The 14511-nt window shown below is 73.5% G+C and carries 11 protein-coding genes; 5 read left to right on the top strand and 6 right to left on the bottom strand.

Annotated features, from left to right (window positions below):
* Positions 1-103: 103 nt before the first annotated feature.
* The 5 genes from ACZ63J_RS46245 to ACZ63J_RS46225 all read left to right on the top strand — a co-directional run bounded on the left by ACZ63J_RS46245 (position 104) and on the right by ACZ63J_RS46225 (position 6944).
* A complete protein-coding gene (locus ACZ63J_RS46245; protein WP_465401512.1) occupies positions 104-259 on the top strand; it encodes a hypothetical protein in 156 nt (51 codons plus the stop codon).
* 4 nt (positions 260-263) lie between these two features.
* Positions 264-1400: a hypothetical protein gene (locus ACZ63J_RS46240; protein WP_465401511.1), complete on the top strand. Its 1137-nt coding sequence runs from the start codon at positions 264-266 to the stop codon at positions 1398-1400.
* A gap of 15 nt (positions 1401-1415) precedes the next feature.
* Positions 1416-2870, top strand: coding sequence for an aldehyde dehydrogenase (NADP(+)) (locus tag ACZ63J_RS46235; protein WP_465401510.1), 1455 nt, complete (start codon positions 1416-1418; stop codon positions 2868-2870).
* Positions 2871-3042: 172 nt separating this feature from the next.
* The gene (locus ACZ63J_RS46230; protein ID WP_465401562.1) at positions 3043-5415 is read left to right on the top strand and encodes a polysaccharide lyase 8 family protein; all 2373 of its coding nucleotides are present in this window, start codon (positions 3043-3045) and stop codon (positions 5413-5415) included.
* A gap of 71 nt (positions 5416-5486) precedes the next feature.
* Positions 5487-6944: a flavin-containing monooxygenase gene (locus ACZ63J_RS46225; protein ID WP_465401509.1), complete on the top strand. Its 1458-nt coding sequence runs from the start codon at positions 5487-5489 to the stop codon at positions 6942-6944.
* 132 nt (positions 6945-7076) lie between these two features.
* Here ACZ63J_RS46225 and ACZ63J_RS46220 read toward each other — a convergent pair whose 3' ends face one another.
* The 6 genes from ACZ63J_RS46220 to ACZ63J_RS46195 all read right to left on the bottom strand — a co-directional run bounded on the left by ACZ63J_RS46220 (position 7077) and on the right by ACZ63J_RS46195 (position 14457).
* Positions 7077-7199, bottom strand: a complete 123-nt coding sequence (locus ACZ63J_RS46220) for a ribosomal protein bL36 (RefSeq protein WP_247053887.1) — start codon at positions 7197-7199, stop codon at positions 7077-7079.
* A gap of 90 nt (positions 7200-7289) precedes the next feature.
* On the bottom strand, positions 7290-8459 hold the full coding sequence (locus tag ACZ63J_RS46215; RefSeq protein ID WP_465401508.1) for a VWA domain-containing protein: 1170 nt from the start codon (positions 8457-8459) through the stop codon (positions 7290-7292).
* On the bottom strand, positions 8456-10636 hold the full coding sequence (locus ACZ63J_RS46210; protein ID WP_465401507.1) for a DUF5682 family protein: 2181 nt from the start codon (positions 10634-10636) through the stop codon (positions 8456-8458). Before ACZ63J_RS46210 ends, ACZ63J_RS46215 begins: the two co-directional genes overlap by 4 nt.
* Positions 10633-11718 carry an ATP-binding protein gene (locus ACZ63J_RS46205; protein ID WP_465313511.1) on the bottom strand — a complete coding sequence of 362 codons (1086 nt, stop codon included), beginning with the start codon at positions 11716-11718 and terminating at the stop codon, positions 10633-10635. The genes ACZ63J_RS46210 and ACZ63J_RS46205 overlap by 4 nt, the downstream gene beginning before the upstream one ends.
* On the bottom strand, positions 11715-13100 hold the full coding sequence (locus ACZ63J_RS46200) for a DUF5691 domain-containing protein (protein WP_465401506.1): 1386 nt from the start codon (positions 13098-13100) through the stop codon (positions 11715-11717). The genes ACZ63J_RS46205 and ACZ63J_RS46200 overlap by 4 nt, the downstream gene beginning before the upstream one ends.
* Before the next feature lie 37 nt (positions 13101-13137).
* Entirely contained in the window at positions 13138-14457 is a 1320-nt protein-coding gene (locus tag ACZ63J_RS46195) for an SWIM zinc finger family protein (protein ID WP_465401505.1), read from the bottom strand.
* Positions 14458-14511: the final 54 nt, after the last annotated feature.

The following is a 14511-nucleotide window of genomic DNA, read 5'->3' as shown; positions in this document are numbered from 1 at the left end:
TCGCCCGCAGACTTGCATCCACACCGCGACAGCCCACCCACCCCACAAACCGACCCCCCCCCCCCCCCCCCCCCCCCCCCCCCCCCCCCCCCCCCCCCCCCCGGTGCCCGCGGCCCCAGGGCTCGGGGTCACGGTCGACGAGGACGCGCTGGCCCGCCTCCACGAGAACTACGTCCGATGTGGACTGACCAAACGGGACGACGTGACCTACATGCGCAAGTACGTACCCGGCTTCGAGCCGAACACGGCGAGGTGGTGACCCGGTGAAGGTGACGGGATACGCCTACCCCTGGGACGTCCTGGAGGCCGGCTTCGCCACGCGGGCCCGCGACCTCGGCGTCGACGAAGTGGCCGTCGCGCTGTCGTACCACAGCGCCCGCGCCGCGACGCCGTGGTCGGCTTCGCAGACGGCCGTCGTCGCGAGGCACGCGGCGTTCTACCGGCCGGTGCGCCCGGAAGCCTGGGAAGGCAAACGTTTGCGGCCGTCCACACCGGACTGGGTAGCTGCCCAGGACAGCGGTTCCGACGCCGTCCGGCTGCTCAACGAAGCCGGGATCCCGGCGGCCGCGTGGATCGTCCTGACGCACAACTCGCAGCTCGGCTACGAGCACCCGGACGTCACGGTGCGGAACTGCTTCGGCGAGAGCTACCCCTGGGCGCTGTGCCCGTCGCAGCCCGCGGTGCGCGAGTACGCGGCGACGCTGACCGCGGAAGCCGTCGCCGGGCTGGAGCTGTCGTCGGTGATCCTCGAGGCGTGCGGGCCGCTCGGCGCGGTGCACCAGCACCAGCACGAGAAGACCGACGGCGTCTGGGCGCCCGCGGTGGCCCGGCTGCTGTCGATCTGCTGCTGCGACGCCTGCGCGTCTTCGTGGGACCTCGACGCGGACACCGTGCGGGCCCAGCTGGTCGAAGAGGTCCGGCGGCTGGTGGCGACCGGTGACCTGGGCGTCACGGCCGACGACCTGCCCCCCGAGCTGACCCAGATGCTGCTGCGGACCCGGCAGGACGCGACCGATGCCTTGCGGGCCGCCGTGCTGGCGACGCTGCCGGTCGGCACCCGGGTCGTGCTGCACGGCGCGCTCGACCCGTGGGTCACCGGCGCGCTGCCCGGGCTGACGCCGTCCGCCGCGGACGACGCCGACGCGGTCGTATTGTTCGGCTGGGCGCCCGCGACGGGCGCCGAAGCCGTCGCGGCGGCCCGGGAGGCCCTGCCCGAGCGGGTCGCGATCGGCAGCTACATCACCGCGGTCGCCGCCGCGCCGGTGCCGGACATCGCCGGGTACGTGGGCGAGCTGGCCAAGGCGGGCGCCGCGGAGCTGCACCTGTACCACCTCGGCCTGGCCGGTCCGGGTCGCTGGGGCGACCTGGGCACGGCCACCGCCGCCGCCCACGAAAACTGAGGAGCTGTTCCGCCCATGAGCCAGGCCACCGACGCCGCCACGCTCGAGAAGATCCTGGCGGGAGCCGCCGAAGCGGCCCGTCCCGCCGCCGAAGCCACCCCGGCCGAGCGCGCGGGCTGGCTGACGGCCGCCGCCGACGCCCTCGACGCCGCCGCGGACGAGCTCGTCCCGCTGGCCCACGCCGAGACCCACCTGCCGGCGTCCCCGCGGCTGTCCGGCGAGCTGAAGCGCACGACGTTCCAGCTGCGGCTGTTCGCCGAGGTGCTCACCGACGGCGAGTACCTCGGCGCCACCGTCGACCACGCCGACGCGCAGTGGCCGATGGGCCCGCGCCCGGACATCCGCCGGGTGAAGACCGCGATCGGCCCGGTGCTGGTGTTCGCGGCCAGCAACTTCCCGTTCGCGTTCAGCGTCGCCGGCGGGGACACGGCATCCGCGCTCGCCGCGGGCTGCCCGGTCGTCCTCAAGGCCCACCCCGGTCACCCCGAGCTCTCCGCGCAGACCGGCTCGATCGTGCGGGAGGCGCTGATCAAGGCGGGCGCCCCGGCCGCGCTGTTCACCGTCATCTTCGGCCAGGAGGAAGGCGTCACCGCGCTGAAGGACCCGCGGATCGCGGCGGCGTCGTTCACCGGCTCGATCCCCGGCGGGCGCGCGCTGTTCGACATCGCGAACGCGCGGCCGCGGCCGATCCCGTTCTACGGCGAGCTCGGCAGTGTCAACCCGGTCGTGGTCACCGAGGCCGCGATCGCCGCGCGCGGGGAAGCCGTCGCGAAGGGGTACGCCGGGTCGTTCACGCTCGGCGCCGGCCAGTTCTGCACCAAGCCGGGCCTGCTGTTCCTGCCCGAGGACCACGGCCTGACCGACACGCTGAAGGAGGCGCTGGACGGCGCCGCCGCCCAGCCGATGCTCAACGACCGCATCGCCGGCGGGTACTCCGCGCAGCTGGAGAAGCTGCGGAAGGTGCCCGGTGTCGAGGTGGTGTCCGCGTCGCCGTCGGAGGCCCCGGCGTTCACCCCGACGCTGCTGGCCACCTCCGGCAAGCAGTTCCTCGAAGGCGGCGAGGCCGTGCACGAGGAGTGCTTCGGCCCGGCGTCGCTGATCGTCACCTACGCCGACCAGGCCGAGCTGCTGCGCCTGCTCGACGTCGTCGAACCCGGGCTCACCGCCACGATCCACGGCGAGGAGTCCGACGCGGACTGGATCCGGCCGGTGCTGCCGGCGCTGACCCGGGTCGCCGGCCGGCTGCTGTGGAACGACTGGCCCACGGGTGTGACGGTGAGCTGGGCCCAGGAACACGGCGGCCCGTACCCGGCCACGACGGCCCCGACCACGACGTCTGTCGGCACCGCCGCGATCGAGCGGTTCCTGCGGCCGGTCGCCTGGCAGGGCTTCCCCGACACGCTGCTGCCCGAACCCCTGCAGGAGGCCAACCCCTGGCAGCTGCCCCGCCGCACCGACGGCTCCCGCTGAACCGCTGATCCCGCGGGGGCGCCCCCCGTTTCCACTTTATCGTTCCGCACCGACAGTTTCCGGCCCCCGAGCTTTCCCGTGAAAGCTCGGGGGTGTCGCCCCACAACGCCGCCGCACAACTGAATCCCCGTTCCCCAAGCCAAGGATGTCTTGAATCCTGGGAGGCATGACCATGCCCGTGAACCGGAGAAACGCCCTGCGCGGCGGCGCCCTGGCGGCCGCTTCCACCGTGTTCCTCACCCGTCCCGCGTTCGCTTCGGCGGCCCCTGTGGCGAGCTCGGCGCCCGCCGCGAGCGGGGTGCCCGCCGCGACCGCGCCGATCGTCGCCGCGTACCGGCAGCTGCAGGCCGGCATCAACCGGCCGTCGCCGGAACGCACCGCGGCGCTGGCCAACCTCGGCCGCGTCGCGAAGGCGTACAACGAGAGCCTGTCCGTCGCCGGCGGTGGAGCTCCACTGTGGACGGACCTGCCGCTCGGCCCCGGCAGCGACTACACGACGTCGATGTACGCGCGGCTGCGCGCCATCGCCGTCGACTGGGGCACCCCGGGCGGCGCGCTGTCCGGTGACCCGGCCGTGCTCGACCGGATCAAGGCCGCGCTGGAGCTGATCTACCAAAGCCAGTACAACCCGAACGTCGGCGAGATCGGCAACTGGTACACCTACGAGATCGGCGTGCCGTACTACGTGCTGCACACGCTTTCGGTGGTCGCCGACCAGCTGACCGCCGACGAGCTGGCCCGGTACGTCAGCCCGATCAAGCGGTTCGTGGGCAACCCGAACGTCCGCGCGAACAACACGTCACTCGTCGAGACCGGCGCCAACCGCGCCGACAAGGGCCTGATCTCGATCGTCGCCGGCGCGCTGATCGGCGACACGGCGTGGATCAAGACCGGCATCGACGCGCTGACCGACGTCGCGGGCGGGGGCGCGGCCAGCGTCGTCGCGAAGCTCGACCGCGCGGCCGGCGACGGCTTCCACGTCGACGGCTCCTTCATCCAGCACGACACCATCCCGTACCCCGGGCACTACGGCATCGTGCTGCTCACCGCGCTCGCCGGGGCCATCCACGTCACGCAGGGCACCGAGTTCGCGCTGCCGCAGCCGTTGAAGGACAAGATCTACGCGCTGGTGGCGGACAGCTTCGCGCCGTTCGTCTACGCGGGCGCGCTGCTGGAGCCGGTGCGCGGGCGGATGCTGTCCCGCCAGGGCGAGACCGCGCACGACATCGGCCACCAGCTCACGGTCGCGACGCTGGTGCTGGCCCGCACGGCTTCGGGCAAGACGAAGACCGACCTCAACGCGCTCGCGGCGAAGTGGATCACCGAGGGCACGTACGCGCCGTTCCTCAAGATCCCGGACCCCGAGCGGTTCGCGCCCGGCCCGGACCTGGTCGCCACGCCGGGCATCGAGTTCGCGCAGGACATGCTGGCCTCGCACACGCGCCCGGCCCGCACCACGGCGACGCACCGGATCTTCGGCCAGCAGGACCGCCTCGTCCACACCACCGAGGCCTGGACGGCGTCGCTCGGGGTCAGCTCGACGCGGATTTCGCGCTACGAGGCCATCAACGGCCAGAACCTCAAGGGCTACCACGTCGGCGACGGCGTGCTCTACACGTTCGTGCCGGGCGCGAAGGGCCACTACACCGACGCGTACTGGCCGACGGTCGACCCGCTGCTGCTGCCGGGCACCACCGAGAACGACGGCCCGACGGACCCGGCGTTCGGCAACGTCCCGGTCGGCCCGAACACCCACACGGGTGGTGTTCGCTGGGACGACAACCACGGCGCGTACGCGTTCGACTTTAAGTCCTGGGACGGCTCGCTCGTCGCGAAGAAGTCGTGGTTCTTCACCCCGGACGGCATCGTCTGCCTCGGTGCCGGGATCACGTCCACCTCGGACCACGCGGTGCGCACCACGATCGAGAACCGCAACCTCGGCGAAGGCGGCAAGGGCGCGCTGACGGCGGACTTCCGCCGGGTGGCCACCGACCTCGGCAAGCCGAGCACCCTGCGCCGGCCGCGGTGGGTGCACCTGGAGAACGTCGGCGGGTACGTGCTCCTCGACGACGGTGAGGTGACGGCCCTGCGCGAGGACCGCACCGGCGCGTGGCGCGACATCGACACCGGCGCCAACACCAAGGGCACCACCACGCCGAACACCCGCCGGTACCAGAAGCTGGTGCTGCAGCACGGGGTGAAGCCGGCGAACGCGAAGTACGCGTACGCGGTGCTGCCCGGGGCGTCGGTCCTCGGCACCGTCGGCGCGTCGTGGGCGTGGCAGGTGCGGGCCAACACCGCGACGGTCCAGGCCGTCCAGACCGGCGACACCCTGCTGGCGAACTTCTTCGCGGCCGGTTCGCTCGGCGACGTGCGGGTCTCCGGGCCCGCGTCGGTCGCGATCGGGCGGTGCGGCTGGGGCCGGCAGCTCGCCGTGTCGGACCCGACGCAGACGCAGGACAGCGTGACGGTGACGGTCCGCGGCAAGTCCGTCGTGGTGCCGCTGAAGGGCAGCTTCGGCGCGACGAAGGTCGTCCCGCTGTAGTGATACCTCCTCGCCGGACCGGTGCCCCGACCCGGTCCGGCGGGGTCCCCACCTCGGTTACGCTGGCGGACATGACCAGCGCCGAGCACGTGGACGTCCTCATCGTGGGCGCCGGCCTGTCCGGCGTCGGCGCGGCCTGCCGGTTGCGGGGCCGGACCTACACCATCCTCGAGGCGCGCGACACGATCGGCGGCACCTGGGACCTGTTCCGCTATCCGGGCATTCGGTCCGATTCGGACATGTTCACCCTCGGGTACCCGTTCCGGCCGTGGAAGGACGCGAAGGCGATCGCCGACGGCCCGTCGATCCTCGCCTACGTCCGGGAGACGGCGGCCGCGTACGGCGTCGAGGAGCACATCCGGTTCGGCCACCGGGTCGTGCGAGCTTCGTGGTCGTCGCCGGACGCGCTCTGGACGGTCTCGACGGCGCACGGAGCCACGTTCACGTGCCGGTTCCTGTACCTGTGCAGTGGTTACTACTCGTACGAGAGCGGGCACGTCGTCGACTTCCCGGGCCGGGCGGAGTTCGCCGGCGAGATCGTGCACCCGCAGCACTGGCCCGCTTCGCTGGACTACGCGGGCAAGCAGGTCGTGGTGATCGGCAGCGGCGCGACGGCGGTGACGCTGGTCCCGGCGATGGCCGGGGAGGCCGCGCGGGTGACGATGCTGCAGCGGTCGCCGTCCTACATCGTGGCGCGGCCGGGGAGTGACGCGCTCGCCGACCGGATCCGCGCGCTGCTGCCGGAGAAGCTCGCGCATCGGATGGTGCGCGGCAAGAACGTCGTGCTGGGCACGTTCTTCTTCCAGCTGCTGCGGCGGCTGCCGGACCGGGCGGCGCAGGTGCTGCGCAAGCGCGTGGCGGCGCAGCTGCCGGCGTCCATCCCGGTCGACCCGCACTTCGTGCCCGACTACGACCCGTGGGACCAGCGGCTGTGCCTGGTGCCGGACGCGGACCTGTTCCGGGCGCTGCGCTCGGGCAAGGCCGACATCGTGACCGACCGGGTCGCGCGGTTCACGGCGTCGGGGATCGAGCTGGAGTCGGGGCGGACGCTGCCCGCGGACGTCATCGTGACGGCGACCGGGCTGAAGCTGGTGGCGTTCGGCGGGATAGCGCTGAGCGTCGACGGCCGCGAGATCGAGCCGGGGGAGCAGCGGGCGTACAAGGGCATGATGTTCGGCGGCATCCCGAACCTCGCCTGGTGCGTCGGGTACACGAACAACTCGTGGACGCTGCGCGCGGACCTGACGTCGCAGTACGTCTGCCGCCTGCTGGAGCACCTCGACCGGCGCGGGTTCGCCTACTGCGTCCCGGACCCGGTCTCGGCGGTCTCGGCGGGCCGGCCCCGTCCGATCGTGGACCTGCAGTCGGGCTACATCAAGCGCGCGGAGGCGGGCCTCCCGAAGCAGGGCGGCCGGCGGCCGTGGATGATGCGGCAGAACTACCTGTTCGACCTCGCGGACATGCGCCTCAACCGCCTCGACGACGGTGTGATGCGGTTCGGCCGCGCGCCGGTCGAAGCGGCTCGGTGATCGGCGCGGGTCGTGGTGAACGCCGGCGAGGCGAACCACCGGTACTGCAGGCTGCTGTCCGGCAGGTTCTTGGCGAACACGTTCGGGGCCTCGGAACCGGGTGGTTCCGAGGCCCCGGCCGTCGTCGAGGGGTCAGCCCTGGCGGCCCTTGGCGCGCGGGTTGTCCTTGTTGATCACGAACACGCGCGTGCCGCGGCGGATCACCTGGGCGCCCGGCTGACGGGCGAGCGAACGAAGCGAACTGCGGACCTTCATGGCGAGCCGTCCCTTCCTGGTCGGCGGTGCGGGCCCCGAGTGCGTCCCGCATCTGTGTGAACCATCCGAGGGTCGGTTTTAATCCACAACTCAGCTGGTCTCGCGGGCGACCCAGCCCTGGAGGTCGTCGCCGCGGACGGCAGCGGCCATCAGCTCCGGGAACTGGTCCGGGGTGCACGCGAACGCCGGGACGCCCAGCTCGGCCAGGGACGCCGCTGTCTCGTGGTCGTAGGACGGTGCGCCCGAGTCGGACAGGGCCAGCAGCGTCACCACCTGGACGCCCGCGCCGGTCAGCTCGCCGATCCGGTGCAGGAGCTCGTCTTCGTCGCCGCCTTCGTAGAGGTCGCTGATCAGCACCAGCAGCGTGCGCTCGGGCTTCGCCACCAGGCCCTGGCAGTAGGCGATCGCCCGGTTGATGTCCGTGCCGCCGCCCAGCTGGGTGCCGAACAGGACGTCGACCGGGTCGGCGAGGTGCTCGGTGAGGTCCGCGACCTCGGTGTCGAACGCCACGAAGCTCGTCTTCAACGACCGCATCGAGGCCAGCACCGCGCCGAACAGCCCGGAGTACACCACCGACTCCGCCATCGAGCCCGACTGGTCGACGGCGAGGATGACGTCACGCTGGACCGCCTGCCGGCGCCGGCCGAACCCGATCAGCCGCTCGGGCACGATCGTGCGCAGCTCGGGGGAGTAGTGCTTGAGGTTCGCGTGGATCGTGCGCGCCCAGTCGACGTCGCCCGGCCGCGGCCGGTGCGTGCGCGACGCCTTGTCCAGCGCGCCCGTGATCGCCGAACGGGTGCGCTCGGCCAGCCGTTCCTCCAGCTCCTGGACGACCTTGCGGACGACCTCGCGCGCGGTCTCCTTCGTCTCTTCGGGCAGCACGCCGTTCAGCGAGAGCAGGGTGCCGACCAGGTGCACGTCCGGCTCCACGGCCGAGAGCAGCTCCTTCTCCAGCAGCATCCGCGTGAGCCCCAGCCGGTCGACCGCGTCCCGCTGCATCACCTGCACGACGGTGCTGGGGAAGTACCGCCGGATGTCGCCGAGCCAGCGCGCGACCCGCGGCGCCGACGCGCCCAGGTTCGCACTCCGCGGCCCGCCCGCGGCCTCCTCGTCCGGCTTGTCGTAGAGGGCGGCCAGCACCGCGTCAACCCCACTGTCCTCTTCGGACAGCTGGGCCTCGGCCAGCCCCGAGCCCGGGCCCGCGCCCTCCCCGCCCAGCACGAGCCGCCAGCGCCGCACCCGATCGGTGTCCGTGCTCAAACCCCCACCCCCAGCAGTGTCGCGAGCACGGGCAGCACCCGCTCCGCCCGCTCCTCGTCCAGTTCGTCGGCGACCGGCACGACCCGCGCGGTGCCCTTCAGCCCGGCCGCGCGCTGGCCGATCGCCCGCTTCTCGGGTCCGCTGAACGCGCCGAACGTGCGGCGCAGCAACGGAAGCACCTCGGTGAAGACGTCGTCGGGGATCGCCGCGAGCCAGGCGTCGATCACCTGCAGCAGGCCTTCGTCGTGCACCAGCAGCAGCGCGCCGCCGTCGAAGAACCCCTCGACGTAGGCCGCGCCCGCCGACGGCGCGATGCCCGGGGTGAGCGCCCGGCCCAGCCGCAGCTCGATGTCGAGCGCGTCGAGCAGCCCGGCGTCGTGCAGGATCCGGGTGAGCCGGCCGGCCAGCAGCGGGGGCAGCGACGGCCGTTCCGCCAGCCGCACCAGCGCGTCGAGCCAGCGGCCTTTCGCCTCTTCGCCCAGCAGCGACGTCGCGTCGTGCACCCCGTCGACCAGCTTGGCCAGGCGGGCCGCGGCGTCGTCGTCGATTCCGTGGGCCGCCGGTGGCAGCCCGGCGCAGATCCGGTCGAGCATGCGGTGGGCGACCGCACGCAGCGAGCCGGTGTCGGTGCCGCGCACGTCGCCGTAGCGGGTCGCCCGGGAGAGCGCGGGCAGGGCCGACATCAGCCGCGCGACGTCCGCGTCCGCGGCGGCCCGCGCGTCGAGCGCCGCCAGCGCGTCGGGCAGCGCCTCCGGCAGGTCGGCGAGCAGGCAGTTCTCGACGGCCGTGGTGACTTCGTCCAGCGGCGGAGCGCCTTCGACGGTGCCGCGGACCGCCGCGGTGGCGGCCGAAGGCACGGTCGTGCCGTGGACGGCGGCCGCGACCAGGTCGACCTCGAACGACGGCTCCCAGCTCAGCGCCCAGGTCTCCCGGAACGTGCCCCGGTTCCGCCGGGCCGAGGCCTCCCGGCTGCCCCACTCGATGCCGAGGATCCGCAGCCGGTGCAGCAGCTTCGAGCGGTCGAGTCCGCCGGGTGTGCGCAGGTCGAGGTCGAGCTCCTTGACGACGGGATCCTTCTTGAGCCGCAGGCGTTTCGCCGTCGCGGTCAGGTCCGCGGCCAGCGGTGGCTGCGGCACCCGTTCGGGCACCTCGCCGAGCCGTTCCCCGACCACGAGCCGCCGGGTGACCAGCTCGACCTGCACCTCGTCCCCGCCGCACAGCACGGCCCGGGTGGCCTCGGTGACTTCGGCGAGCCCGGCCGACGACCGCCCGCGCAGCGTGCCGAGCGTCTCGGCCAGCCGGACCGCCTCGATCACGTGCGCGGTCGACACCGGCAGGTCCTCCTCCCGCAGCACCGCGGCGACGCCGGTCAGCCAGCGCGTGGTGACGTCCTCGGCCGTGGTGAAGAGGTGGTGGTACCAGCCGGGCGACCGCACCCCCGCGCCGTAACCGCTGGTCGTGGCGAGCCGGCCGTGGGTCCACGGCACCCAGGTGCACGCGACCTTCCGCTTCGGCAGTCCTTTGAGGACGGCCTGGTCGTGCGATGCCGGTGGCAGCGGGTCGGCCAGCGCCGGCACGTGCCACGCGCCGCAGACGACGGCGATGTTCTCGAAGCCCTCCTTGCGCGTGCGACGCAGCACCGAGCGCATGTACGCCTCGCGGCGCGCTTCGTTGCCCTGCGGCGGTTTCTCGTCCTCGCGCACCGCGGTCATCGCGTCCGCGATCACGTCGAACGGGTTTTCGCTGTCCCGCCGGGACTCGACGACGTCGTCCCACCAGCGTTCCGGGTCGTCGTAACCGCCGGCCGAGGCCAGCAGCGCCAGCGGGTCGACCGGCGGCCCGGCGTGCTCGTCCGGGCCCGCGGCGAAGGTGTTCGCGGCCGGGAGGTCGCAGAACCGCACCGGGATCCCGGCTTCCCGCGCGTAGGCGAGCGCCTGCCACTCGGGGCTGAAGACGGCGAACGGCCAGAACGCGGCCCGCGAGACGTCGTCGGTCGCGTACGCCAGCAGCGCGACCGGCGGCGCCATCGCCGGGTCCTCGGTCAGCTCGACCAGGGCGTCGGCCTCGGGTGGTCCCTCGATCAGCACGACGTCCGGTTCGAGCTCGGCCAGCCGGGTCGCCACGGCGCGGGCCGAACCCGGGCCGTGGTGGCGGATGCCGAGCAGGTGCGTCGTCACGAAATCTCCTGGCCCGCCCGGTAGAAGTCGGCCCAGCCGTCGCGTTCGCGCACGACCGTCTCGAGGTATTCGATCCAGATCGCGCGGTCGGCGACCGGGTCCTTGACCACCGCACCGTGGATGCCGGCCGCGACGTCGTGCGGGCGCAACACACCGTCACCGAAGTGCGCCGCCAGCGCGAGGCCACCGGTGAGCACACTGATCGCTTCGGCGGTGGAGAGCGTGCCGGACGGCGATTTCACCGCCGTGCGGCCGTCTTCGGTGCGCCCGGAGCGCAGCTCGCGGAACACGGTGACCACCCGGCGGATCTCGGCCAGCTCGGCGGCTTCCGCGGGCAGCTGCAGCGACGCGCCCAGCTGGGCGACCCGCCGGCTGACGATCTCGACCTCGGCGTCGGCGCTGTCCGGCAGCGGCAGCACCACGGTGTTGAACCGCCGCCGCAGCGCGCTCGACAGCTCGTTGACGCCCTTGTCGCGGTTGTTCGCCGTCGCGATCAGGTTGAAGCCCGGCCGCGCCTGCACCTCGGTGCCCAGCTCCGGGACCGGCAGTGTCTTTTCGGAGAGAATGGTGATCAGCGAGTCCTGGACGTCGGCCGGGATGCGCGTCAGCTCCTCGAGCCGGGCCAGCTTGCCGTCCCGCATCGCGCGCAGCACCGGGCTTTCGACCAGCGCGGCGGCGCTCGGGCCCTCGGCGATCAGCCGGGCGTAGTTCCAGCCGTAGCGGATCGACTCCTCGGACGTGCCCGCGGTGCCCTGCACCAGCAGCGTCGAATCCCCGCTGATCGCGGCGGACAGGTGTTCCGACACCCACGTCTTCGCCGTGCCGGGCACCCCGAGCAGCAGCAGCGCGCGGTCGGTGGCCAGGGTCGCGACGGCGACCTCGATCAGCCGCCGCGGGCCGACGTACTTCGGGGTGATCACGGTGCCGTCCGGCAGGGTGCCGCCGAGCAGGTACTGGACGACGGCCCAGGGGGAGAGGTTCCAGCTGGGCGGCCGGGTCCGGTCGTCGGCGGCGGCCAGCGCGGCCAGCTCGGCGGCGTGGTCCTGTTCGGCGTGCGGCCGGAGGACGGTGGCGGCGGTCATGCGAGCTCCTCGTACATTTCGCGGCGGAAGTTCAGCGTTTCGGTGAGCGCCCGGCGCCACGGCCCGGCGTCCATGGTCAGGCGGGTGGTGGCCAGCGGGTGGCCGAGGCACGTCCGCGGGACCGCGCGGGCGATCACGACGGCGGCGTGCGAAACCAGGCGGTGGTCGTCCTGGCGGGCGATCCAGTCGAGCAGCGCGGTGCCGAGCTCCTTCGTCCACGGCCGGGGCAGCTCGTGCACCAGCCGCGCGAACGACTCGACGGGCAGCCGGCTCACCAGGTGCCCGACGGTCTTGGCCTGGCTCGCCGGGCTCAGCGCGCCGAGCAGCGGCGGGGTGGTGCGCCCGCCGGGGTCGGCGCCGATCAGCGCCTGCGCCCAGGTTTCGTCGCGCTGGCGCAGGGCCGCGGTGGCCCAGGAGTCGCGCAGGACGCCGGGCGGGCAGCCTTCGACGGTCATCCGCACCACCTCGGCGGGCGGCCCGAACTCGGTCCAGAACCCCAGGGGAGCGGCCGCGACGAGCGTGCGCAGCCGGACGGTGCCCTCACCGCGTTCGCCTTGGGGCAGCGACACTTCCAGCACGCGGCCCCGGCGGCGCACCAGCGGCCGCAGCCGTTCGGCCATCTGCTGCCCGTAACGCGTGCCGGGCAGCCGGCCGAGCAGCTCGGCGGCCCGTTCGCGGACGGCGGCCGCGCGGTCGGTGAGCGCGGCTTCGAGGAAGGCTTCGTCGCCGGGGCGGACGTGCCCGGCGAGCACCCCGAGGAAGTCGGAGCGGACGTCGGCGGGTTCGGTCTTCCACGACGTGCCGAGTGCTTCCCGCGCGGCGTCCGGGTCTTCGGCCAGCCGGGCGGCCAGCCAACGACGGCGCTGGGCGAGGCTGCCGTACTGCCAGACGTCCGCGGTGTCTTCGGCGGGCGCGGACAGGAAGGTCCAGTCCGGGTTCCGCTGCCCGAGCCAGGCCCCGAGCGGCCCGGCGACCGCGACGAGCGGCCCGCGCAGGGCGGCCTTGCTGCGGGCCGCTTCGGCCAGCAGGGGCACGGTTTCCGGCGGGACGCGGTACGCCGTGCCCGCGACGATGCCGAGCCATTCCAGTAGCAGGTCGGGATGGCTGGCGGCCAGCAGCCGCGCGAGCCGCTCCCGCGCGAGCGGCGGCACGAAGGCCCGCTCGTCGGGCGCGGCGGCCGGCAGCGGTTTGACGTTCGACAGCGGCCGTTTCCCGGCGCGCCGGTAGGTGGTGAGCACGGCCGCCGCGGTGAGCAGCTGGTCCGCTGGCTCGGATCGATCACCGGCCAGCGCCTGGACGGCGGGCGGCTGCGTGGCGGTGTCGAGGGGCCGTCGGCGGGTGCCGAGCAGCGCGGTGCCGACGAGGTCTTCCCAGGCTTTCACGGGTTCACCGCCTTCCGGGGCTTGAGGTACAGGGGCATCACAGTCGCACCGCCCGGTCGCCGGTCCAGCACGTCAGGGGGCGCAGGCCCGCGAGGCTCCACTCGCCCGCGACCGTCACCGGGCAGCCGGCGGACATCGCCAGCAGCGACCACGGGAACGCGTACGGCACCAGCGGCAGCGCGGTTCCGTCCTCTTCGGACAGACACCAGCCGCCGGCGTGTTCGGCCGGGGTGACACCGGTGAGCAGGACCGGCCAGCGTTCCAGCCACGGGTCCGCCGCCATCGCCCGCGCGTACGCCGACAGGGCGTCTTCGATCGAACCGCCGTCGGCGGCGGCCGCCGGCAACGGGATGCCGCGTTCCACCACCAGCGCTCGCAGCGGCGCCGCGCCCGGGTAGAACGCCAGCTCCGCCGTCAGGAAGTGCCCTGGGGGCAACGACGAATCCAGCGGACGGCCCGGCGGCGCGAACGACAGCACCAGCGCGTCCCGGCCCGTGCGGCCGCCGCGCAGCCAGGTGCGCCGGGTGAGCAGCCGGTCGTTCTCCTCGTCGGCCGCGCCGGTGATCAGCCAGTCGTCGGCCACCCGCTCGCCCTGCTCGAGCACCCGCGCCGTCTCCACCGAAAACCCGAGCCGCGTCCGGACCGTCTCGGCCAGCGGAGGCGGCAGCGAGTCCAGCCGGCTCGCCGCGTCCGCCAGCAGGTACAGCAGCGACAGCTCGCCCAGCAACGCCTCCGGCCAGTCGTGGCGGCCGACGATCCCGGCTGCCCGCCGCAGCCCGCCCGCCAGGCCGGACGCCTGCGCGTCGACCATCCGGGCGGCGACCGTGCGCAGCTCCTCCCCGCCGCTGCGGTCGAACCCGGCGAACCCGGCGCCGATCCGGTCGGTGAGCCAGACCTTCAGCTCCGCGACACCGCCTTCGACCCGCGCCGCCCGATCCGAAGCGCGGCGGGCGGCGGCTTCTTCGTCCTTGGGCCCGGTCGCTTCCGCGCGTTTCTCCGCGCGGCGGGCCCGATCGGCCCGCTCGGCGAGCCACGTGTGCACCCATTCCGGCGGCTCCCCGGTGTCGAGCCGGCCGGCCGCCCAGAGCATCAGCAACCCCAGTGCGTGTTTGCACGGGAACTTGCGGCTGGGACAGGAACACCGGAACGCGGGCTCAGCGAGCTCGACGCACGTCTGGTACGGCTTCTTGCCGCTGCCCCGGCAGAAACCCCACACGGCGTCTTCGGACGCACCCGCGCCCGACCACTTCGCCGGCGCGGCGAGCGCCCGGCCCGCCTTCTCCGACGCGGGATCCGGCGCCAGCCCGGCCACGCGCTCCGCGGTCCACGGCACCGCCGTCACCACCTGTCCCCCCACTGTTCCCCCTCGGTTCCGTTACTCGCTGAAGCATGCCATCACCCACCGACAATT

Source organism: Amycolatopsis sp. NPDC104863 (assembly GCF_055582965.1).
The sequence above is the reverse complement of the archived record's forward strand: the minus strand, read 5'-3'. Positions and strand labels throughout refer to the sequence as shown.